The organism is Bacteroidales bacterium, assembly GCA_022647615.1.
Lineage (GTDB): Bacteria > Bacteroidota > Bacteroidia > Bacteroidales > UBA932 > Egerieousia.
On record JALCKZ010000001.1, the window covers coordinates 1,591,333 to 1,613,234 of the forward strand.

The following is a 21,902-nucleotide window of genomic DNA, read 5'->3' on the forward strand; positions in this document are numbered from 1 at the left end:
CGAATATAGATTCTTACCCGATGAATTCGTTAAAATCTGACACCAAACATCACTGAGCAATACCAGTCTGCCGTTGTAATTTTTAAGCCGGAATTAGAATGGAAACGTAAATTATTTACTTTGCCGTCTGCACGTACAACAAAGCGGTCGTTGATATTATAATTAACAGAACATCTAAAAATACTCGCAAAAGAAATGTCATGTTTTGAATTTACTTTTTCCAGGATATGAATTGTGTCTTCTTCACCATTCTCGTCTTTAGTTGTATAATCCCATCCTACTAAATTATTATTGTGGATAATAACTGTTGGCATAGCAGATAAATGGAGCAGAATTTTTCCTCCTTTGATGGAATAATTATATCCGTAGCCAAATCCTACGGCAGCCTGAACCACGTAAATTTCAGTTACATCATCAAGATTGTCGACAAAGCTGGGTGATACATTCTGGAGCTTTGAATGCATGTAACTGCCCACAATTAATAATGAGCCTGCGCTGTGTTTCTGGATAACAGTAGGAGATTTAGTCGCTGAAAAAGAGAACTTGCGGGAATTAAGTATTACATAAAAATCCAAAAAAGTTGTTTTGACATTTATGTTACCCTTTGCTACCTTGATTGGCTCATCTAATACTGGCAATTCTACTGTGCCGTGCATGGCATTAGTAGAATGATTTCTGAATTCAGCGCCCCATGCTCTATCAAAATACGAGAATGAAATGTCAGAGTTGTATGCTTTATGTAAATCCTTTGTATAACTAAGCAAAAGTCCGCGATAGCCAAGTTTCACCGTAGCCTGTCCTTGGAGGAGTGAATTCATTTTAATGTCCATATCTCCAAAATTAAGAAGTCCCCTGCCAGTCACTTTAGTATTGATTCCGGCAAAGTTTGCTGATAAACTTCCAAAAAAGCCATTCTTTGGAAGACCTACATAGGCTGTGTCGCATCCTTCAATACAACTTTTATCCAGGTAGTCCTTAGCCCATTCAATTTGTCTGCCCACAAAAGTTTTTTCTTTTTTTGTTTGCGCCTTGCATGGCAAGCTTGCCAAACTAATGATTGTTAAAAACAGTGTAAACTTTTTCATTTCAGTCTATGCTTAATTGGAGAATGGGTCTTCTGGTTTTAGTAGTTGCGATAAAATTCCGCAACGGTCTCTATTCCCTTGAAGAAGAAATCAAGCATGCAACTCTCATTAGGTGAGTGGATTGCATTTTGCTCTAATCCAAAGCCCATTAGAATTGTTTTTGCACCCAGCACTTGCTCAAATGTGGAGATGATAGGGATGCTCCCTCCGCGGCGAGCTGCAAGAGGCTTCTTTCCAAATGCAATGCCCATGGCTTTTTCCGCAACTTTGTAAGCGGGCAAATCAATAGGGCACAAGTAGCCGTTGCCTCCATGTGAAGGAGTAACTTTGACCTTGACGGTTTTAGGTGCTATGCTTGTAAGATAATCTGCGAACATTTTGGAAATTTTTTCCGGGTTCTGATGTGCAACCAGGCGTGTGGAAACTTTTGCGTAAGCCTTTGAAGGCAAGACAGTTTTGCTGCCCTCGCCTGTATACCCTCCCCATATTCCGCAGATGTCAAAAGATGGGCGGCAGCTGTTGCGCTCTAATGTAGAATACCCTTTTTCTCCCGACAGTTCATCAACTCCAATTGCGGCTTTATATTTTTTCTCATCAAATGGAATTTGCGCAATCATTTTTCTCTCCTCGGCTGAAAGGTCCTGGACATCATCATAAAACCCCGGAATTGTTATTCTCCCGTTTGCATCAATCATCCCCGCCATTAGTTTGCAAAGTTCATTAATAGGGTTTGCAACAGCGCCTCCAAAATGTCCCGAGTGCAAATCTCTGTTCGGCCCTGTAACCTCTACATTCCAGTAAGCCAGGCCTCTAAGACCCGTCGTGAGAGAAGGAGTGTCTGCTCCAACCATTGTGGTATCTGATACAAGAATGATATCAGCTTTCAGCAAATCTTTATGCGTTTTGCAAAATTGCTCCAGGTTTGGAGAGCCAATTTCTTCTTCTCCTTCAAAAATAAATTTCACATTGCAATGCAGCAATCCTTCTTTAAGAGCTATCTCAAATCCCTTTACTTGCATCATTGACTGGCCTTTATCATCATCAGCGCCTCTGCCCCAAATTCTGCCATCTTTAATCTCCGGCTCAAACGGTTTTGTCTTCCACAGCTCCAGCGGCTCCGCAGGCATGACATCATAATGAGCGTAAACCAGAACGGTAGGCAGTGAGGAATCTAATTTTTTCTCTGCGTAAACAATTGGATTTCCGGCAGTTGGCATAATCTCCGCTTTGTCCGCTCCGGAAGAAAGCAGAAGCTCCGTCCACCTTTGGGCACACTTTAACATATCCTCATGATGCTCTTTTACAGGGCTCACGGATGGTATTCTAAGTAATGAGAACAGCTCATTAAGAAAGCGTTCTTTATTTGCGTTTATGTATTCTTTAATTTCCATATTAAAATTTTTTATTCCTGTTATGTTTTGGGTTTTGATTTTCTACTTGGGCAAAAATATATCAATTTTACAACCCTCTTTATATGAGGAATCTATAGATATTTTGCCACCTAATTTCTCAACAATTGTTTTGCAAATTGAGAGCCCAAGACCATTACCCCATACAAAAGTGTTAATCTTTGTAAAGCGCTCAAACACCCACTCGGTTTTATCTGCCGGAATTCCGGGTCCTGTATCTTTGACATAAACGTGCAGGCGGGAAGCCTCTGTGTCATAGCCTAATGTAATATTGCCGCTCTTTGTGAATTTTGCAGCATTCTCCAGCAAATGTGTAATAACTTGTGTGATGCGTTCATTGTTGCTGTTGATACTCAATTCTCTGTCTCTGGGCTTATAAATCATCTCTACATTTTTTGAAATATTTCCGGAAGCATTTTTAATAGCTGAAAGGCAGCAATCATTAATCTTCACCGGAGATTCTTCTATAGAGCAACTCTCCAAATCTGAGACATTCAGCATATTATCTACTATGTGAAGAAGACGTGAACTGTTCTCTTTTATAATGTCCGCATACTGTTTTTGCTCCTCATTATTAGGCTCAATCATTTGAGAAAATCCGACAATGCTGTTAAGAGGAGTTCTAACTTCATGAGATATATTGTGAATGAAATCATTCTTAATGCTGTTTAATTTATCCACATGCCTGTACGCTTTTTGCAGCTCAACATTAGATTGATGCAGCTTCCTGTTCATCCTTCGCAAGTAAATAATAAAAATTATTGCAGCCGCAAATACAATAAGGATAAAAATAGTTATTAGCGTAAGCATCTGAAATCTATAGTGTTCCGCCTTTGCTCCAAGTTCGCTCTTTTCAATTTCAGCTTTATTTAGGTTTAGTTTTACCGCATATTCGCTAGTCTTAAATTCATCTGCCTGGCGTTGCAGGGAGTCATTTTTTGAAATACTCTTTTCATAAAAGGCGCACGCTGTTTTATAGTCTCCCAATCCCATGGATATTTTAGCGCCCATTAATGTATTCCTCACATCCTCAGAACTCTGCCCTATGTCATTAAACGCTTTTGCCATTTTGTTCCTGGCCTCATTTGCCTTGGAATATTCTTTAAGTTTAAAATAGTACTCTGCTTCCATTTGATAAGAATATGCCAAAAGAGGTGCAGATTTGTAGCTCTTTAATTTTTCAATTTGCAGTTTTGCATTTGTTAAGTCGTTGATACCCAAGTAGTATTTGCACCACGTTATTGTGGCAAAGCGCATATCATTATTCCCGACAGCTGGCGAATACATTCCGTCATGAGCTAGAGTGGAATCACATTTTTTCAGATAGGGCAGCGCCTCTTTAAACTTGCCGTCGCATACAAGATATTCTGCGGCGCATGAGTAAATGTTGGCAAGATTATAGTGATAGCTCTCCTTTTTAGTGATTTGTTTGCAAAAATCGCACAGTTCAATAGCCTTGACGGCAGCTTGTTTGTACATTCCAAGAGAGTAATAAAGCAATAGAATATTATAGTTTGCCTCAACTATAACCGGTTTATCTTTGGAGGTGTTTAAAATTGAGCGGCATAGCGCAACTGCTTTGACAGGATTGCCAACAAATTGGTAATAGCTTATTATGTTGAACTTAGCACCAATAATATCAGTTTCATTCATTTTCTCCCGCTCCATTATGGAAAGTGCATGTTCTGCAGAATCTATTTGCGGAGAAAGTGTGGTAAAATAATAAATTTTAAAGTAGTATCCCCATGATATGCAGTCTTTTACCTTGCTCTTTCTGGCTGCTGCAAAGTACGTATTGACATCATAAAGGTTGCATTCTGTTGAGCGCTTAATGCACTCCTCCCTCATCTTTGCCATATAGGGAGGCCACTTCTCAAACCGCTGTTTCTCATTTGTTTGTGCAAAAGATAAAGGGTAAGAAGTTAAGCACAAAAGCACCAGCACTGCAATTTTTTTAATGCCTGTCATAAAAATAAATCGTGTAATTATGTCAAGTTTAGGTTTACTATACAAAACTACAAAGAAAAGTTATAAATTGCACCTTGTATCGCGATAGTATTTTTGTCGCAAAAAAAAAATTACTATGAACAGAAATGTCTTAATATCAGCGGCCTTGTCCGTACTTTTAGTTTTTAGCTTTTCATCTGCTGCTAATGCGCAGAGTAAAAAATTTACAAAAGAGGAGCAGAAATGTATTGCAGATTTGCATGAGGCAATGAATGGGGAGCTGACAGCCAGCGTTAAATATGCAGATTATGCTAAGCAGGCTGATAAGGAGAAACTCTCTTCTATTGCAGCTTTGTTTAGAGCAACGTCGCGCGCGGAAGGCATTCATTTGGAGAACCATAGAAAGGCCCTTGCGGATTTGGGCGCTCCGGCGTACAAACCAAAGGTCCAGAAATACACTGTTAAAAAGACTGCAGCCAATCTAAAGGAAGTTATTGCGGCTGAAAAATATGAGTCATCCAAGATGTACCCAAAATTTAAATATGATGCAATGGTTTGCAGTGCGGAGAAAGCTGTAAACAGTTTCAGATATGCAAGGAGCGCAGAAGAAACTCATGCAAAACTTTATGCGCAAGCTCTTGCGCAAATATCTCATCCGGAGAAACTTGCATCTGTTTACTATTTATGTCCGACATGCGGCGGAGTGTACACTTCCAGACCTCCAAAAGAGTGCGAAATCTGCGGAGAACCCTCTTCAAAATTTCTTGTAATAAAGTAATTACCAAAATAAAACAAACTGCGTATAACAAAATTACACGCAGTTTATTATGAGTGTTTTAAGTAACTCTTGCTAGTGATATTACTTTTTTACAACAACATTGTTCTTGTCAAGCACAAGCTCAATTGTTCCGCCTATTTTTATTTGCATGGAGATAATGGCCTCTGAAACAGGGTCTTCTATCAATTTCTGAATAGCTCTCTTTAGAGGGCGCGCTCCATATTGAGGATCATATCCTGCGCCAGCCACAAATTTCTTTGCAGCAGGAGAAATTTTAAGCTTATACCCAATCTCCTCTACGCGTGCATAAACTCCTTTAAGCTCTATATCTATAATCTTCTCTAAATCAGCCTTTGTCAGAGGGTTGAAAAGAATCTGCTCATCCAGCCTGTTAAGAAATTCAGGCGAGAAAGTTTTCTTTATAGCCTTATCAATAATCTCTCTGTTTTTACCGGCAACATCTCTCTTGGTGGCCGTTGCATATCCAACTCCCGCTCCAAAATCCTTAAGCTCCTTGCTCCCTATGTTTGAGGTCATTATGAGAATCGTATTCTTAAAGTCTATGCTTCTTCCGTTACTGTCTGTAAGCCTTCCTTCATCCAAAACCTGCAACAGCAAATTGAAAATATCGGGATGCGCTTTCTCTATTTCATCCAGCAGCACAACGCTGTACGGTTTGCGGCGCACTTTCTCAGAAAGTTCTCCCCCCTCATTGTATCCTACATATCCCGGAGGCGCTCCAATTAAACGGCTTACGGAGAATTTCTCCATAAATTCGCTCATATCCACTCTTATCAGAGCATCCTCTGTATCAAACAGGTAGCGAGCCAGCACTTTTGCCAGCTGAGTCTTGCCAACTCCGGTAGGGCCTAAGAATATAAAGGTCCCGATAGGTTTATTTGGGTCTTTAAGTCCCGCTCTGTTTCTTTGAATTGCACGTGTAACTTTCTCAACAGCATCATCTTGTCCAATAATGCTCTCTTTAAGAACTTTGCTCATGCTTGCAAGACGCATGCTCTCGCTCTGCGCAAGACGCTGGATGGGAATCTTGGTGGTCATGCTCAAAACAGCCTCTATATCACCCTTATCCACAACAGCCGGCTTTTTATCTTGCTTTGCGCACCATTTTTCCTTTGCTTTTTTCAAATCATCTGCCTTCTCCTTAAGCATGTCGCGATATAGTGCGGCCTTCTTAAAGTCCTGTGCCGTAACTGCTTCCGTCTTTTCCTTCTCTATTACGGATATAGCATCTTCCATATCTGCCACATTCTTTGGCACTTTTAGATTTTTAATATGGGCGCGGCTCCCAGCCTCATCCAATATATCAATGGCTTTATCAGGCAGGAATCTGTCTGATATGTATCTCTGACTTAAAGATATACAGCTTTTAAGAGCATCCTCAGTATACACCACGTTGTGGTGCTCCTCATAGCGTACTTTTATATGCTCCAGAATATTAAGAGTTTGCTTAAAATCCGTCGGTTCAATCATTACCTTCTGAAATCTTCTTTCCAACGCTCCGTCTTTCTCTATGACTTCTCTGAACTCATCCAGCGTAGTTGCTCCAATGCATTGAATCTCACCTCTTGCCAGGGCCGGCTTAAGCATATTGGCAGCATCAAGTGAACCTGCTGCGCCGCCCGCTCCAACCAGCGTGTGCATTTCATCAATGAAGAGAATAATATTGTCAGTTTTTCTAATCTCATTAAGAATAGACTTCATCCTCTCCTCAAATTGACCGCGGTATTTTGTCCCGGCAACAATGCTCCCTATATCAAGTGAAAAAATCTTTTTATCCAGCAGAGAAAAAGAAACCTCCTTATTTGCAATTCTTAATGCAAGTCCCTCTGCAATAGCACTTTTGCCAACTCCGGGCTCGCCAATCAGGATAGGATTATTCTTCTTTCTCCTCCCCAGAATTTGGGCAACTCTCTCAATCTCTTTTTCACGCCCTACGACAGGGTCAAGCTTTCCCTCTGCCGCAGCTTTTGTCAAATTGTAGCCAAAGCTGTCAAGCACAGGGGTTCCGGATGAACCATTTTTATTCCCGACAGGTTTTTTCCCGCCTCCGTTTTCTCCCTGTCCGTTATTCATATTATCCTCATTATCAGGATCATTTCCTTCTTGTTTGTTAAGCATATTAAATAAATTTCCCACTGCATCAGCCGCGCTGTTCGCCACATTGTCAATAAAGCTCTTTGCGTCAAAATTATCACCGGGTATGGCATCAAAAAATCCGTTGTTTTGATGCTGGTCGGAAGGACCTAAGTATTTGGATTTTACAATATCGTAGTCAATTCCTTTAGTCTGAAGATAGTCTATTGCCGCACTCTCTTGTCCGCGCATGATGGCAAGCAAAAGATGCAGTGCATCAGGTTCCGGCGCATGCAAGCTTCTTGCCTCTAAAAACATAACTTTAAGAGCATTGCTGCTTGCTGCGGAGAGAGCTATGTTGGCATCGCTGTCGGGAGGAATAGGCTGATCCCTTCTTATTACATTTTCTATGGTCTCTTTTAGTTCTGGAATTTTGACTCCAAGCTCAGATAATCTTCTTAAAGCGCTGTTGTCCCCGTGGCGTATCATGCCAAGTATAAGGTGGTCAGTAGTAAGTACATAACTGCCCAAACGCATTGCTTCCTCTTTTGCATAAGCAATGATGGCGTTTAGATTGTCAGGTATCTCTATATGCATGGGTATATGTAAATTTCCGCTAAGTTAAGAATAAAGAGCGGACTACGGTTTAAATGTTGATAACTTGTCCCGAATTTGGCCCTTCCGGAGCTTCTTTTTTTGCAAAAAAATGAGTAATTTTGAAACTTCTAAAACGGGCCCAAGGAGGCCTATAAAAAATAGTAAAAGAATGGACGAGAACAAGGATCAGAAAAACACTGGAGCCCAGGGAGAAGGGGAGAACCAGGAGAACGAGAATCTGGATAGCCGGGAGCAGGGGAAAATTCAGAAAATTAACATTGAGGATCAGATGAAAACGGCGTACATAGATTACTCTATGTCCGTTATTGTTGCCAGAGCGCTACCCGATGTTAGAGACGGTCTTAAGCCGGTTCACCGCAGAATCTTATTTGATATGGGCGAACTTGGCATTACTGCCGGCGGTCAGACTAAGAAATCTGCACGTATTGTCGGAGATGTACTAGGTAAATACCATCCTCATGGAGATGCCAGCGTTTATGATGCAATGGTAAGATTAGCTCAGAGCTGGAGCATGAGATATATGCTTGTCTTCGGACAAGGAAACTTTGGTTCCGTCGGAGGAGATCCTCCTGCGGCTCAGCGTTATACGGAGGCCAAGCTTACTCCAATGGGAGAAGAAATTCTTAAAGACCTGGATAAGAACACCGTAGATTTTATTCCAAATTTTGACGGCGAGTTTCAGGAGCCGCTGGTATTGCCTGCAAAGGCGCCGCTTTTGCTGCTTAACGGAGCAAGCGGAATTGCTGTTGGAATGGCAACCAATATGCCGCCTCACAATCTTAATGAAGTTTGCGACGGTATCATTGCATACATAGATAACAATGATATCACCACAGATGAGCTGATGCAATATATTAAAGGACCGGATTTCCCGACAGGAGGTACAATCCTTGGCCTTCAAGGAATTAAGGAGGCTTATGAGACCGGCAGAGGAAGAGTTATTCTACGCGGCAAGACAGAGGTGGAAATCAATGAGAAGAGCGGAAGAGAAACTATCGTGATAAAAGAGATTCCTTACCTGGTCAATAAGGCGGAACTTCTTCAGCAGATTGCTAATCTTGTGGAGGAGAAGAAGATAGATGATATAGTTTATGTCAATGATGAGAGCGACCGCAAGACTGGAATGAGGCTTGTCGTGAAGCTGAAAGTTGGCGCCATGTCCAGCGTTGTTTTGAACAACTTGTTCAAAATGACCGAGTTGCAGAGCAGTTTCCCTGTTAATAATGTTGCTCTTGCAGACGGGCGTCCAAGACTTCTGAATTTAAAGCAGCTTATTAAATACTTTGTCCGCCACAGACATGATGTTGTTGTAAGGCGCTCAAAATTTGAACTTAAGAAGGCCGAGGATAGAGACCATATTGTTGTTGGTTTGCTAATTGCGCTGGATAATATTGATGAAGTTATAAATATTATCCGTTCATCTAAGACAGTTGATGAAGCTAAGGCCAGATTGATAGAGAAGTTCAAATTATCAGATATCCAGGCATCTGCAATTGTTGAGATGAGATTGAGACAGCTGACCGGACTGGAGAGAGGTAAGCTGGAGGATGAGAGAAAAGAGCTGGAAGCTACTATCAAGAGATTAAAAGATATCCTTGCAGACATCAATTTGCAGATGGGCATAATTAAAGATGAACTGCTGGATTTGAAGAAACGTTTTGGAGATGCAAGACGTACAGATATAGTCCCGATGGAGGGCGAATTTAATCCGGAAGACTTCTATGCCGATGAGGATGTGGTAATTACGATATCTCATCTTGGCTATATTAAGAGAACGCCGCTTGCAGACTACAAGCTTCAGAACAGAGGCGGCATAGGCTCAAAAGGAAGTTCTACCAGGGATGAGGATTTCATTGAGCACATCTATGTTGCCAATATGCACAGTACGATGCTGTTCTTCACAAAGAACGGAAGATGCTTCTGGCTAAAGGTTTACAACATTCCTGAAGGAAACAAGACCAATAAGGGAAGAGCTATTCAGAATGTACTTAGCATAGAGAATGGAGATAGCGTTCGCGCATACATTAATGTGAAGACATTGGAAGATGCTGATTACATTAAGAATAATTACGTTGTTCTTGGAACAAAGAACGGTGTTGTAAAGAAGACAATGCTGGAGGAGTATTCACACCCAAGAACTACAGGAGTTAATGCGGTGAATATCAGGGAGGGAGATGAACTTCTGGATGCAATTCTTACTAACGGCAGCAGCCAAATTATGGTTGCGGCAAAAGAGGGCAAGTGCGTAAGATTTGAGGAGAGCGGAGTGAGAGCTATTGGAAGAACCGGCACCGGAGTAAGAGGCATTAATATAGAGGAAGGTAATGAGGTCATTGGGCTTATTGCTGTTGACCCCGAATCTGTTAAGAATAATAATGAGACAATTCTGGTTGTCAGCGAGAACGGATATGGCAAGAGAAGTGATTTGGATGACTACAGAATTACCCACAGAGGAGGCAAAGGCGTAAAGACAATTAACATTACTGAAAAGACTGGCAAACTTATTGCTCTTAAGGTGGTAAGTGATGAAAATGACCTGATGATTATTAATAAATCAGGCATTACCATCAGAGTTGCGGCATCTGACATTAGAGTTGCCGGACGTGCTACTCAGGGAGTTAAACTTATTAATATTAGGGCAAAGGACAGTATTGCAGCAGTTTGCATTGTTCCAAAAAGTGATGAAAAAGCTCCTGCTGATGAAGAGGCGGAACAGAGTGCCAAGGACGGAGAGAGTGGAAATGGCGCAGAAGGGGAGGAAAATTAGTCTGTCGGGAGTATTATTAATAAAAAGTAGTAGATTTGCCTAAATTTTTGAAACCTGAATTTTTAAAAGATTTATAGAATTACAAATTTTAATTTATTTATAATGAAAAAGTTATTTATCTCATTGGCTCTTGTGCTGCTTTGCGTTGCGCAAGTTAACGCACAGTCAAAAGAAGCCGAGTCTGCTTTAAAAGGACTTGCAAAAGCTAAGGAAACTTCTCAAAATCCTAAAAAAGCTGATAGGGCTGACACCTGGATGAAATTGGGAAATGCATACGCTGCATGCTATGATGCTCCAATCAACGGACTTTGGATTGATGCACCTCAGATGCAGGTTAAACTTTTGCTAAAAGACCAAACCGTAACAGGTTCACAAAAGAAAGAAGTTAACGGACAGGTTTATACCGTTGACAGTTACGCTGACAAAGACCTTTATTATGATGCATCCGGCAAACTTGCCGCATGGGTTATCAAGCAGCCTACGCTGACTGATGAAGACGCACTAAGTTGCGCATATAATGCATTTAAGAAAGGGGAGGAGCTTAAGGCTTCCAAGAGCGATTTGACCGCCGCCTTTAAGACACTTGGCCAAAGATATTGGCAATCAGCAATTAGCGCTTCCAGAGTTGGAGACAATAAGACAGCTTCCGTATGTTTTGAGAAATCATTTGAGGCTACTTCTGATCCTTCTGTAGGAATGGTTGATACAATGGCATTGTACAATGCCGGTGTTACAGCTTCTATGTCTAAGGATGATGACAGAGCTATTTCATTGCTGCACAAGTGCATGGAAATGAATTATGATTCAAACGGCGAGGCTTACGCATACCTATCTTCCGCTTACAAACAGAAGAGAGATACTGCAAAGGCAAAGGAAGTTCTTGCATTGGGCTTTGCAAAATATCCTACCAGCCAGAGCATTCTAATTGAGCTGATTAACACTTACCTAAGCACAAAGGATGATCCTAATAAGATTCTTGAGTACATTCATACTGCACAGAAAAATGAGCCTACAAATGCCTCTTTGATTTACACAGAAGGGAATATTTATAAGACTTTGAAAAAGTATGACCAGGCAATTGCTTGCTATCAGAAAGCTTTGCAGGTAGATCCTACTTACGTTTACGCTCCATTTGCTGAGGGTGATGCTTATTATTCAATGGGTCTTGAGTTGCAGGAGAAAGCTGCAATGGAGACTGATGATGCTAAGTACAATGCTTTGAATGAGCAACTTAACCAGTGCCTTGAGAAAGCTATCGTTCCTTTTGAGAAAGCATTCTCTATTGCAAAGGATAAAGAAGTTCAGAAATATTGCGCTGAATATCTAAAGAATATCTATTTCCGTTTCCGTGATAAGAATGAAACTTACAAGGCCGGATATGATAAATATAATAAGTTCTTGGATGAAGCTTCCAAGTAAAGTTTAGATTAAAACATACAAAAAAAACGCATCGGATTCCGATGCGTTTTTTTTGTTTTAGGTTAATTAAAGAACTTTGCTCTCCGCGGTATTGCTACTGCTGAGGGTTCTCACCTGCAGGGTTTTGCGGAGCTGATTCCTGAGGGTGATTAGCCTTGGACGTTGCTACTGCAACATTAATGGTTCTTCCCATATGTTCGGAACCGTTAAGAGCTGCAATTGCTTTTTCAGCTGCAGCATCATCCGGCATCTCAACAAATCCATATCCTCTAGATCTGTGAGTGTCCCTGTTAATAATAATCCTAGCTGAAGAAACTTCCCCGTAGGGAGCGAATAACTGCTCTAAGTCTTCTCTTCTTGCTTTAAAACTTAGGCTAGATACAAAAATGTTCATTGTAAAAGTTGTTTTGTTTTGTTGTAACAAATCTAACAATTTTTAACTGAATTTGCAAATTATCTACTATAACCGCGTTTATAGGGGTTTCCTTCATAATAATTTATGTACGCACGTATTGCCGTCCTTGTACCTCCGGGGGTTGGATAGTTTCCGCTGAAGTACCAATCGCCGCTATTTTTAGGACATGCTTTATGCAAATTCTCAATGCTTTGATACACAACTTTTACATTGCATTTTAAACCGTCGGGAGTAACAAGCTCTGCAATCTTTGCAGAAATTTCCTCCTCTGTGAATGGAGCATATATCTCCTTTACAAAGTTCTGAATATGAGGCTTTGCCGCAGATGAATCTTTGCTGGAAGTAGTACTTGAACTTATAAATTCTGAGAGCGGTTTGTTATCAGCCGCCTTGCATTTTCTGTAAACTTCACTTAGCAATTTTTCCATTCCTCTCTCTTTGATTAATGAAACCGCCGCATTAAAAGCGATAAATTCTCCCATTCTGCTCATGTCAATTCCATAGCAATCAGGGTATCTGATTTGCGGAGAAGAGGATATTATTATTATCTCCTTTGGATCTAACCTGCTGAGTATCTTTATAATACTCTGCTTTAGCGTTGTGCCTCTTACTATGCTGTCATCTATTACTGCAATTGTATCCTTTTTAGGAATAATGCTATTGTAAGTTATATCATAAACGTGAGCGGCCAAATCATTTCTTGTGCTTCCTTCCGCAATAAAGGTTCTCATCTTAATATCCTTAATAGCAAGCTTTTCCGTCCTTACCTTGCGCGCAAGAATCTCTTTGATAGCCTCATTTTCTTTGTTAAGAAGTTCTTTATTTTTATTCTCTTTGCTCCCGACAGATTTGTTTTGAATCTCTTCTATGGCCAGGAATTTTGCTTCATTAAGTTTGTCATTAAGTCCCTCAATCATACCATAATACGCAACTTCTGCGGTATTTGGAATAAAGGAGAAAACAGTATGGTCAAAACCGCCGGCAGAGGCTGAAAGAATTTGCGGAGCCAAAAGTTTGCCAAGCATTTTTCTCTCCCTGTAGATTTCAGCATCTGAACCGCGGGAAAAATAAATTCTCTCAAATGAGCAAGGCTTTGGATTGCTGGGCTTTACAATGCAGCTGATATTCATGCGCCCGTCGCGATGAATAGTAATTGCCTCACCTGCAGTAAGTTCTTTGATATCTTCAAATTTTACATCCATTGCGGTTTGTATGGCGGCACGCTCTGATGCTGCTACAACAACCTCATTATCACTATAATAATAGCAAGGTCTAATTCCCCATCTGTCTTTGAATACAAAACTTTCTCCGCTGCCGGTTGCGCCTACAATGCAAAATCCTCCGTCCCATGTTTTAGAAGCCTCCGCAATTACTCCCTCCATATCTATGCTTTCTTCAATTTTCTGATTTAGCTCCGCGCCTCTAAAACCTTGAGCCTTAAACTTTTTGTACAAATCATTATGATGCTCGTCAAGCAGACAGCCCATCTGTTCCAGAATTAAAAATGTATCTGCGTCGCTGCGCGGATGCTGGCCTTGTCCTATGACCATGTCAAATAATTCCTCTTCATTTGTCAGGTTGAAGTTCCCGGCAAGACAAAGATTGCGGGTGCGCCAGTTGTTCCTTCTTAAAAACGGATGAACGTAAGACATACCGCTTCTCCCTGTGGTACTGTATCTTAGGTGACCTATATAAACTTCTCCAAGGTATGGAAGATCTTCCGTTTCCAATGTGCTCTTCTTTGCCTCATCAATTGCTTTATGCACATTATCAAAGCATTCCGCAATTGCAGTATTGCCAAGCGCGCGCTCTCTGAATATGTATTCATTGCCAGGTTCGGCATTAATTTTAATGCATGCAAGTCCGGCTCCTTCCTGGCCGCGGTTGTGCTGTTTTTCCATCATAAGGTACAGTTTATTAAGACCGTACGAATATGTCCCATATTTTTTCTTGTAGTAAGATAATGGTTTAAGTAGGCGGATAAGAACAATACCGCACTCGTGTTTAATTTGCTCGCTCATGTTAAAATGTTTTGGATGAAGGTTAACTGATGGCTTCTGAACGTGTGCAAATGTACCTAAAAATTCATAAATTTGAGGACTATTAATATATAGAAATCAACAATTAGCCGTTTGAATTGTTTAAATGTTTTTAGCAAAGCGGTTAATCTTTTTTTATTTGAATAAAAAATAAATATAACATTATGGATAGCAAAATTTTGACAACGGCAAAGCAGTGGCTCGGAGAGGGTTACGATGCCGCAACAAAAGCGGAAGTTAAAAAAATGATTGACGGGGACCCAAAGGTTCTGGAAGATGCATTTTATAAAACTTTGGAATTCGGGACCGGCGGACTTAGAGGAATTATGGGTGCCGGTACAAACAGAATGAATAAATACACCGTGGGGATGGCAACGCAAGGCTTTGCAAATTATTTGATTAAGGCCTTTGGACCGGATTCAAAAAATCCGCTTAAGCAGATAAAAGTTGCAATTTCATTTGACTGCAGAAATCACAGTAAAGAATATTCACGGCTTGTAGCGGATATATTTGCCGCTAACGGCTTTAAAGTATTCCTGTTCAGAGATTTGCGTCCTACTCCGGAGCTGAGCTACACTATTCGTCACCTGCATTGCCAGGGTGGCGTGATGGTTACCGCATCTCATAATCCAAAGGAGTACAACGGTTACAAAGCCTATTGGGATGATGGCGCTCAGGTAATTGCTCCTCATGATACAGGCATTATAAAGGAAGTGAACAAAATAAAAAATCTTTCACAGGTTAAATGGGGAGGTAAGAAAACTTCTGCAAAATGCTCAGCCGAAAAGAGTTGTAAAGGAAGCATCAAAATGATTGGTGCGGAAATTGACAAAGCTTATTTAAAGGATTTGTCCACTCTTCATCTCTCTCCTCTTGCTGTAAAGCATCACAAGAACATGAAAGTTGTGTACACACCTCTGCATGGAACAGGCATCAAAATTATTCCGCGCGCTTTAAAGGAGATGGGCTTTGCAAATGTTAATGTCGTTAAGGCTCAGGCAATTAATGATGGCAATTTTCCTACGGTAGAATCTCCAAATCCCGAGAATCCTTCAGCTATGAAGATGGCTGTTGATCTTGCAAATAAGATAAAAGCAGATTTGGTTTTGGCTTCTGATCCGGATGCGGACAGAGTAGGGATGGGAATAAGAAATGACAAAGGAGAAATTGTGCTGCTTAACGGAAATCAGACTAATGCCATTCTAACTTATTATGTACTAAGACGCTGGAGCGAGACGGGAAAACTAAAGAGAAGCAAAAAATTCCCTTACACAATAAAAACTATCGTGACTACAAATTTGATTTCAGACATTGCGGAAAAATTTGGAGTTAAGTGTTATAATGTTCTTACAGGTTTCAAAAACATTGCGGAGGTTGTAAAGCATAATGAGGGGAAGGGAATATTTGTTTGCGGCGGAGAGGAGAGTTTTGGCTTTAGCCTGGGTGAGTTTGTAAGAGATAAGGATGCGCCTATAACTTGCTCAATTATATGTGAATGCGCTGCATGGTGCGCAGACAATAAGATGACAATGTGGGGATTGCTTCAACTAATCTATAAGGAGTTTGGACAGTATGATAACTGGCTGCGCCAATACACTTTCAAAGGTATAGAGGGAGCAAAAAAAATTGCCGGAATAATGGAGAAATTCAGAAGCAATCCTCCAAAGAAATTGGCAGGTTCTCCTATAGTTGTTTATAAAGATTTTGATAAGGGAAACAATTACGCGCCTGAGGTTAAGCTGGCTAAATCCAATGTGCTTCAATATATTGCAAAGGATGGAACCATGGTCTCTTTAAGACCTTCCGGTACTGAGCCAAAGATTAAATTTTATTTTGAGACTCGCTGCAAAGAGAGCGGAAGAGGCTGCTAAAAAGAAGGCTTTGCTTGATAAAGAATTTTTGCAGAAATAAATATTGTGTAAATGATTTCATGCGGGCAAGTTCCTGCATTAATAATTTGATTAATGGGAAAAATTTTTTCAAAGAGAGTCTGGCAGCTGGCTCTTATAATGTCCTTTTGGTTTGTTATTTCATTTATAACCAACATATTAGGGCCGCTTATTCCGGATATCATCAATAATTTTTCCCTTAAGAATCTTGCTCTTGCAGGTTTCATTCCAACCTCATTTTTTGTAGCCTATGCAGTTATGTCAATACCCGCAGGGTTGATGATTGAAAAGTGGGGGGAGAAGCGTGTTTTATTCGTCGGTTTTTTAATGCCGTTCATTGGTTCTTTGCTGTTTGCTTTTTTGCATACTTATCCTATTCTTCTTTGCTCTTGTTTTATAATAGGGCTGGGAATGGCTATGCTTCAGACAGTTCTGAATCCGCTGCAAAGAACCGTTGGAGGAGAGGAAAACTATGCCTTTGTTGGTGAACTGGGCCAGCTGGTTTTCAGCTGCGCATCTTTTATCAGTCCGCTTGTATACACGTATTATGTAAAAAATCCAATGTCAATTGCACCTCCGGAATTGCCGTGGGTCTCTCTGTATTACCTGTTTGCAATAATATTGGTTGTAATGCTTTGCGCTGTCCTTGTGTGCAAGTTTCCCAAAATTGAGCTTAATGAAGATGAAAAAAGCGGAAGCAAATCCTCTTATTTTGAGCTGTTTAGGAAGAGATATGTATGGCTGTTCGCGCTAGGTATTTTTTGCTACGTAAGTACCGAGCAAGGAACTTCTATCTATATGAGCACATTTTTGGAGAAGTATCACGGTGTTAATCCTCAGGTACTTGGAGCACATACGGTTGCCTATTTCTGGGGCTCTATGCTGGTGGGCTGCGTGCTTGGACTTGTATTATTAAAACTGTTTGACAGCAAAAAACTTTTGCGCTGCAGCGGTTATTTAGCTGCTACACTTTTGGCTATTGCATTGTTTGGCTCCCGACAGACAGCACTTTTCTGCTTCCCCGCAATTGGATTCAGCATATCAATGATGTATTCCATAATATTCTCATTAGCACTTAATTCCGCAGCGGAACATCATGGCTCATTTGCCGGAATTCTTTGTTCTGCTATTGTAGGCGGCGCCGTAGGTCCGCTTTTAGTAGGGCTTTTATCTGACTGGACCGGAAGTTTAAGGATAGGAATGTTTCTTATCTTTGCATTCATTTTTTACATGACCTCCATTGGATTTTGGGCAAAACCAATTGTCTCCAATAGGACAATGCTGGATAGAAAAGATGTTTAAAGAGTATTTGATGTACTTAAGGGGTTGTAGCTCAGTTGGCTAGAGCGCAGCGTTCGCAACGCTGAGGTCGCGGGTTCGATTCCCGTCAACTCCACACAAAAGGCAGGCTTTTAAGGCCTGCCTTTTGTGTGGAGTTGACACCTGCTTTTACGTGGCTTCGCCACGGAGAGGCACCGCGCCACGTGGCGCGGGTTGAAAGTTACCTAGCTTTGCAATATGCTGTATATAAGCAATTAATAAACAGACTCTTCATTAGCGAAGGGTCTATCCGGAATTTATTAATGGTCAGCAGGTTATAGATGGCCGTAATTTACATCTGCCTATATTTCCTTGAAATTTCCAGTTTTTTCCCATCTACTATGACGTATGTTGCCGTTCTTTCTGTTATATGATTGGTGTTAACCAAATATGAGCGATGTATCCTTTCAAATTGCTTATCCATAACTTCACTCCACCTGGAAATTTTCATTTTAGTTCTGTATGATGTATCTCCAATTGTGTGTACCCAAACCTCATCATCATTTGATTCAATATAGGTTATATCATTTATTTTTATCGTTATTTTCTTTCTATCTGAAATAAAATCAAATGTTTTATCACTTTGGTATGTTTCCCGTGATGATATAGGGAATATCTTTATTTCTAAATAATTATTAAGAATAATGAATGCCGCAGCAGTCAATAAAATAAATACAGGGTTTAATAGAATCGCATCAGGTTGTTGCATATTGCGGAGATACCATTGAGCGGAAAATATGCCTAGATATATTACAATAAAGACTGTGATGGTAAGTATTATTGAATTTTTAATTCCCTCTTTTTTATTTTTAAAGGAAATATCTTTTTTAAGGTATTGTGCCAAAAGTACACCCGGAAGCATTGAGCAAGAAATAAAGATAGCTTCGGAGAATTTGTAGTGGGCACTTATCAACATTAAACTAAGCAAGAGCATAGCTACTCCCCAATATAATATGTGATATTGTAATTTATTCATATTATGCTTGTTACATTATTTTATAACTATTACATTCACTTGTTGCGGAATACTTTGTTTTATGTGCTGATGAATTGACATTATCTTTAGGTTCGCTCTTACAAAAATGGCAAATTTATTTATAAATAAACAGCTGTCGTGGCTCCAAAAGGAGAGATAGGTGGATTTGACACATAGATAGCGGGTTTTAAAAATATCATTTTTCCTATTTGCACATATTTTTGTACTTGAAAAATATGAAATGCTTTCTTTCCAAAAGAATAAATACTTGTATAATAATTAATTATTAACCTAAAATTACAACTATGTTTCAATTATTTTATGCTGGTGGACCAGTAGGAATGTCAATAATAACTATTTTATTCGTAGCAATTTGCCTTTCTGCATGGAAGGCTCCGGCTTGGGTAAAAGAGTTTGGAATTTTGGCCATGTTGGTTGGCGTTGTGTACAGTATGTTAGGGGCCTTTCAGTTATGTGCGGCTATCCAAGTTGCCGCAATGCCGCCCGCTGGTGTTATGGCCGGCGGCATTAAGGTGTCTCTTATCCCCGTAATCTACGGTATTGTAGTTTATGCAATTTCCTTGGTTATTCGTATTATTCAAAAGCCAAGGATATAGTTTAAATTATTAGCAAATGGCGTAGTTCTGCAAGGTTATTAAAAACACACGGTGATGAATAATAGCATATTTAAGTTGTTATTTAACTCCCTTTTGTTGTTGATTACAATTGCACCTCAGTCAGTCTTTGCTCAGCGTATTGTTAAGCAAATAGTTGCAGATAAAAACAATGTGCCTATTACAGACGTTGTAGTGTATCTGTCAAAACTTACTGATACAACTAAGATTATTGGACACACAGTATCAGACAATACGGGGGCATTTACATTTAACGTTCCCATAGGACAATGGGAATTGAAATATTCAAGTCTTGGCTATAAAACGTCCAGCGTAACTTTAGAAGTAAAAGATAGGTCTTCAGATACTCTGAATTTGACGACAAAAATTCTGGAAGACGATAATATTCTTTTAAAAACACTTATTGTACAGGCAAATAGATATAACTCAAAAATAGACCATTTAAGTATTTTGTTCTCTCCAGCGCAAATAAGCAAATCAAAAACGGCAAGAGATTTAATGCTAAATGTCCCTTTTTTAATTGTGAATAAAATTTCAAATACGCTTTCATCGGTAGATGGGAAGAATGTACTGATACTGATTAACGGCGTTAAGGCGAGTGATCAGGACTTATTGATTATTCCTCCACAAAAAATAATCAAGGCTGATTATTACGATGTTCCGCCAGCAAAATATACAGATTCAAAAAGGGTTATTAACATAACAACCAGCAATTTAGATTCTGGTATATCAGGCAATATTTACTTAAATGTAACTGGCTTTTTCTCCGAGTTTACCCCGTATTTCTCATATATCCATGGCCATAGTCAGTTTACATTGGGATACAATTTTCACTTAAATAGAGTCTTGAGCGGCATACAAGACTCATATCAAGATTGTTATAGCTATGATTTAAAATCAGACAAATACATGTACACTCTTTTTCAGGAGGAAAAAAACTGGGGAACGCAAAATGCGGTATATGCCGGCTATACAAATTCAATAAAAAATTCTCATGTCTTTCAAGTAAAAATTAATCTTAGTTATGCTACAGATAACTATGATGATAAAAGAAATATTAGCACATCTGTAAGTAGTACTATGGAAAGTTTTAACGGATTTAGAAACAGCCATATATATAGCATGTCTCCCAAAGCAGATATTTATTATTCAAAAAATATTAACAGAAAAACTGTTTTGTCCGCTAACTTGGTTGGTACCCTTTACCACAATATTCAAAAAATCATATCAGGGGAATCAAGCATGACTGTCTTTAATGATAGCCTGAACTTGCACAATGAAAAAAAATCAATTATTGGCGAGGTAATTTGCGAGCATAATGGAAATGCTAATTTAAGTTATTCAATTGGGTATAAGGCAAATGTGGCATGGATGGACTACAATGTAAGTAACTCTATAAAAAATGATAATAAAACGCAGTATATCAATCAGACCCATTCATTATTTGCTGAGATCAAAGGAGCAGTATACGGGTTTAATTACAGAATAAGTCTTAATGACAATTTCATTTGGAACAAAAATGACAGCAACAAAGAACGCCAAAATATCTTTTCCCCTACAATCCTAATCGGCCGCAAAATAAGTCAATCTCTTCAAATCAGGTTAAAATACGCCTCAAAACCTATAAATCCCTCATCTTCACAAATATCCAATAATACAATTTATCTGATGAGCAACATGGTTAGTACGGGGAATACAAAATTAAGAAGCGCCAAAGAGAATTATTTGTCATTTATTGCGGATTATGAAAACACATACTTTAATCTTGGTATGAATGTATTTGTTAACAAGGCTAAACGAAGTATTTTCAGCAACTTCCTTATTGACAGCATAAATAACAAACCAGTCATTGTTATGCGCCCTGAAAATGCGGTGCTAGACAACGAATTTGGAGTTGAAGGAGATTTCTCTCTGCATCCACTAGAATCATTGAATATTACTTATTCCATCAAAAGCATTTACCATTCATTTAAACCTAATCAAACAGCTAAAGCATACAATAAGTGGTATTTTCCAATGTGTTTATCTATAAACTACACATTTAAATCTTTTACTTTTAGTTATTATCAAAAGTTTAAGAGTAATTATCTTGAAAATATATATGTGCTTGGTGTAGAAAAAGTTGCATACTTTACACTAGACTATACTTACAAAAATTTTGATTTTGGTATTGCTTATTATTTTCCATTTGGCAAGGATAATTATTATAATAAAACAACACCTCAGAGTGCTATAATTCACAACACTGATGCCCGTTTGAAGAGCAAAGAAGGGACCATTGGATTTACTTTCTCATGGAATTTCCATAGGGGGTCCAAATATAATATTAACAGAAAATTAAACAATTCCGATGACGATGCCGGGACTTATGGAAATGTGCATTAGGTATCTCTCTGTGCAATATGCTGTATATCAGTAACTAATAAACAGACTCTCCATTAGCGAAGGGTCTATCCAGAATTTATTAATGGTCAGCAGGTTATAGATGGCCGTAATTTTTTACTTTTGCAA

At 39.4% G+C, this 21,902-nt stretch carries 14 protein-coding genes and 1 tRNA gene; 8 read left to right on the plus strand and 7 right to left on the minus strand.

All coding sequences use genetic code 11. The features are described from left to right. Window positions 1-29 precede the first annotated feature (29 nt). From LKM37_06970 to LKM37_06980, 3 genes are read right to left on the minus strand one after another with little or no spacing between them, the layout of a single operon-like run. Window positions 30-1,085, minus strand: coding sequence for a DUF4421 domain-containing protein (locus LKM37_06970; protein MCI1720732.1), 1,056 nt, complete (start codon window positions 1,083-1,085; stop codon window positions 30-32). Between the two features lie 38 nt (window positions 1,086-1,123). Next, window positions 1,124-2,476: a dipeptidase gene (locus LKM37_06975; protein ID MCI1720733.1), complete on the minus strand. Its 1,353-nt coding sequence runs from the start codon at window positions 2,474-2,476 to the stop codon at window positions 1,124-1,126. Between the two features lie 42 nt (window positions 2,477-2,518). Further along, window positions 2,519-4,462, minus strand: coding sequence for an ATP-binding protein (locus LKM37_06980; protein MCI1720734.1), 1,944 nt, complete (start codon window positions 4,460-4,462; stop codon window positions 2,519-2,521). 115 nt (window positions 4,463-4,577) lie between these two features. On the opposite strand from LKM37_06980, the gene LKM37_06985 reads away from it, so the two are divergent. After that, window positions 4,578-5,219: a rubrerythrin family protein gene (locus LKM37_06985; GenBank protein MCI1720735.1), complete on the plus strand. Its 642-nt coding sequence runs from the start codon at window positions 4,578-4,580 to the stop codon at window positions 5,217-5,219. An 81-nt stretch (window positions 5,220-5,300) separates the two neighbouring features. On the opposite strand, the gene LKM37_06990 is transcribed toward LKM37_06985, so the two are convergent. Continuing rightward, complete coding sequence (locus LKM37_06990; protein MCI1720736.1) at window positions 5,301-7,910, minus strand: ATP-dependent Clp protease ATP-binding subunit; 2,610 nt, start codon at window positions 7,908-7,910, stop codon at window positions 5,301-5,303. Window positions 7,911-8,199: 289 nt separating this feature from the next. On the opposite strand from LKM37_06990, the gene gyrA reads away from it, so the two are divergent. Together gyrA and LKM37_07000 are read left to right on the plus strand one after the other, a co-directional pair. Beyond that, window positions 8,200-10,698 carry a DNA gyrase subunit A gene (gyrA, locus tag LKM37_06995; GenBank protein ID MCI1720737.1) on the plus strand — a complete coding sequence of 833 codons (2,499 nt, stop codon included), beginning with the start codon at window positions 8,200-8,202 and terminating at the stop codon, window positions 10,696-10,698. A 102-nt stretch (window positions 10,699-10,800) separates the two neighbouring features. Next, window positions 10,801-12,117 carry a tetratricopeptide repeat protein gene (locus tag LKM37_07000; GenBank protein ID MCI1720738.1) on the plus strand — a complete coding sequence of 439 codons (1,317 nt, stop codon included), beginning with the start codon at window positions 10,801-10,803 and terminating at the stop codon, window positions 12,115-12,117. Between the two features lie 94 nt (window positions 12,118-12,211). On the opposite strand, the gene LKM37_07005 is transcribed toward LKM37_07000, so the two are convergent. Together LKM37_07005 and LKM37_07010 are read right to left on the minus strand one after the other, a co-directional pair. Continuing rightward, window positions 12,212-12,541, minus strand: coding sequence for an RNA-binding protein (locus LKM37_07005; GenBank protein ID MCI1720739.1), 330 nt, complete (start codon window positions 12,539-12,541; stop codon window positions 12,212-12,214). Window positions 12,542-12,570: 29 nt separating this feature from the next. Next, the gene (locus tag LKM37_07010) at window positions 12,571-14,553 is read right to left on the minus strand and encodes an amidophosphoribosyltransferase (protein MCI1720740.1); all 1,983 of its coding nucleotides are present in this window, start codon (window positions 14,551-14,553) and stop codon (window positions 12,571-12,573) included. Window positions 14,554-14,735: 182 nt separating this feature from the next. Here LKM37_07010 and LKM37_07015 point away from each other — a divergent pair, with 182 nt between their 5' ends. The 3 genes from LKM37_07015 (at window position 14,736) to LKM37_07025 (ending at window position 17,856) form a co-directional block, all read left to right on the plus strand. Further along, window positions 14,736-16,442 (plus strand): phospho-sugar mutase, encoded by a 1,707-nt coding sequence (locus tag LKM37_07015; GenBank protein MCI1720741.1) that lies wholly within the window; start codon window positions 14,736-14,738, stop codon window positions 16,440-16,442. A gap of 93 nt (window positions 16,443-16,535) precedes the next feature. Continuing rightward, window positions 16,536-17,762: a sugar MFS transporter gene (locus LKM37_07020; GenBank protein MCI1720742.1), complete on the plus strand. Its 1,227-nt coding sequence runs from the start codon at window positions 16,536-16,538 to the stop codon at window positions 17,760-17,762. Window positions 17,763-17,782: 20 nt separating this feature from the next. Further along, a tRNA-Ala gene (locus LKM37_07025) sits at window positions 17,783-17,856 on the plus strand. A gap of 216 nt (window positions 17,857-18,072) precedes the next feature. Here LKM37_07025 and LKM37_07030 read toward each other — a convergent pair. Continuing rightward, complete coding sequence (locus LKM37_07030) at window positions 18,073-18,756, minus strand: LytTR family transcriptional regulator DNA-binding domain-containing protein (GenBank protein ID MCI1720743.1); 684 nt, start codon at window positions 18,754-18,756, stop codon at window positions 18,073-18,075. 305 nt (window positions 18,757-19,061) lie between these two features. On the opposite strand from LKM37_07030, the gene LKM37_07035 reads away from it, so the two are divergent. Beyond that, complete coding sequence (locus LKM37_07035) at window positions 19,062-19,373, plus strand: hypothetical protein (protein ID MCI1720744.1); 312 nt, start codon at window positions 19,062-19,064, stop codon at window positions 19,371-19,373. Between the two features lie 54 nt (window positions 19,374-19,427). Beyond that, window positions 19,428-21,776, plus strand: a complete 2,349-nt coding sequence (locus tag LKM37_07040; protein ID MCI1720745.1) for a carboxypeptidase regulatory-like domain-containing protein — start codon at window positions 19,428-19,430, stop codon at window positions 21,774-21,776. Window positions 21,777-21,902: the final 126 nt, after the last annotated feature.

What these genes read in the sequence shown, in the direction of transcription:
- LKM37_07015 (MCI1720741.1), top strand. Translation starts at nt 14,736, where the DNA reads ATGGATAGCAAAATTTTGACAACGGCAAAGCAGTGGCTCGGAGAGGGT.
- LKM37_06970 (MCI1720732.1), bottom strand. Translation starts at nt 1,085, where the DNA reads ATGAAAAAGTTTACACTGTTTTTAACAATCATTAGTTTGGCAAGCTTG.
- LKM37_07020 (MCI1720742.1), top strand. Translation starts at nt 16,536, where the DNA reads ATGGGAAAAATTTTTTCAAAGAGAGTCTGGCAGCTGGCTCTTATAATG.
- gyrA (MCI1720737.1), top strand. Translation starts at nt 8,200, where the DNA reads ATGAAAACGGCGTACATAGATTACTCTATGTCCGTTATTGTTGCCAGA.
- LKM37_07000 (MCI1720738.1), top strand. Translation starts at nt 10,801, where the DNA reads ATGAAAAAGTTATTTATCTCATTGGCTCTTGTGCTGCTTTGCGTTGCG.
- LKM37_06990 (MCI1720736.1), bottom strand. Translation starts at nt 7,910, where the DNA reads ATGCATATAGAGATACCTGACAATCTAAACGCCATCATTGCTTATGCA.
- LKM37_06975 (MCI1720733.1), bottom strand. Translation starts at nt 2,476, where the DNA reads ATGGAAATTAAAGAATACATAAACGCAAATAAAGAACGCTTTCTTAAT.
- LKM37_07010 (MCI1720740.1), bottom strand. Translation starts at nt 14,553, where the DNA reads ATGAGCGAGCAAATTAAACACGAGTGCGGTATTGTTCTTATCCGCCTA.
- LKM37_07040 (MCI1720745.1), top strand. Translation starts at nt 19,428, where the DNA reads ATGAATAATAGCATATTTAAGTTGTTATTTAACTCCCTTTTGTTGTTG.
- LKM37_06980 (MCI1720734.1), bottom strand. Translation starts at nt 4,462, where the DNA reads ATGACAGGCATTAAAAAAATTGCAGTGCTGGTGCTTTTGTGCTTAACT.
- LKM37_06985 (MCI1720735.1), top strand. Translation starts at nt 4,578, where the DNA reads ATGAACAGAAATGTCTTAATATCAGCGGCCTTGTCCGTACTTTTAGTT.
- LKM37_07035 (MCI1720744.1), top strand. Translation starts at nt 19,062, where the DNA reads ATGTTTCAATTATTTTATGCTGGTGGACCAGTAGGAATGTCAATAATA.
- LKM37_07030 (MCI1720743.1), bottom strand. Translation starts at nt 18,756, where the DNA reads ATGAATAAATTACAATATCACATATTATATTGGGGAGTAGCTATGCTC.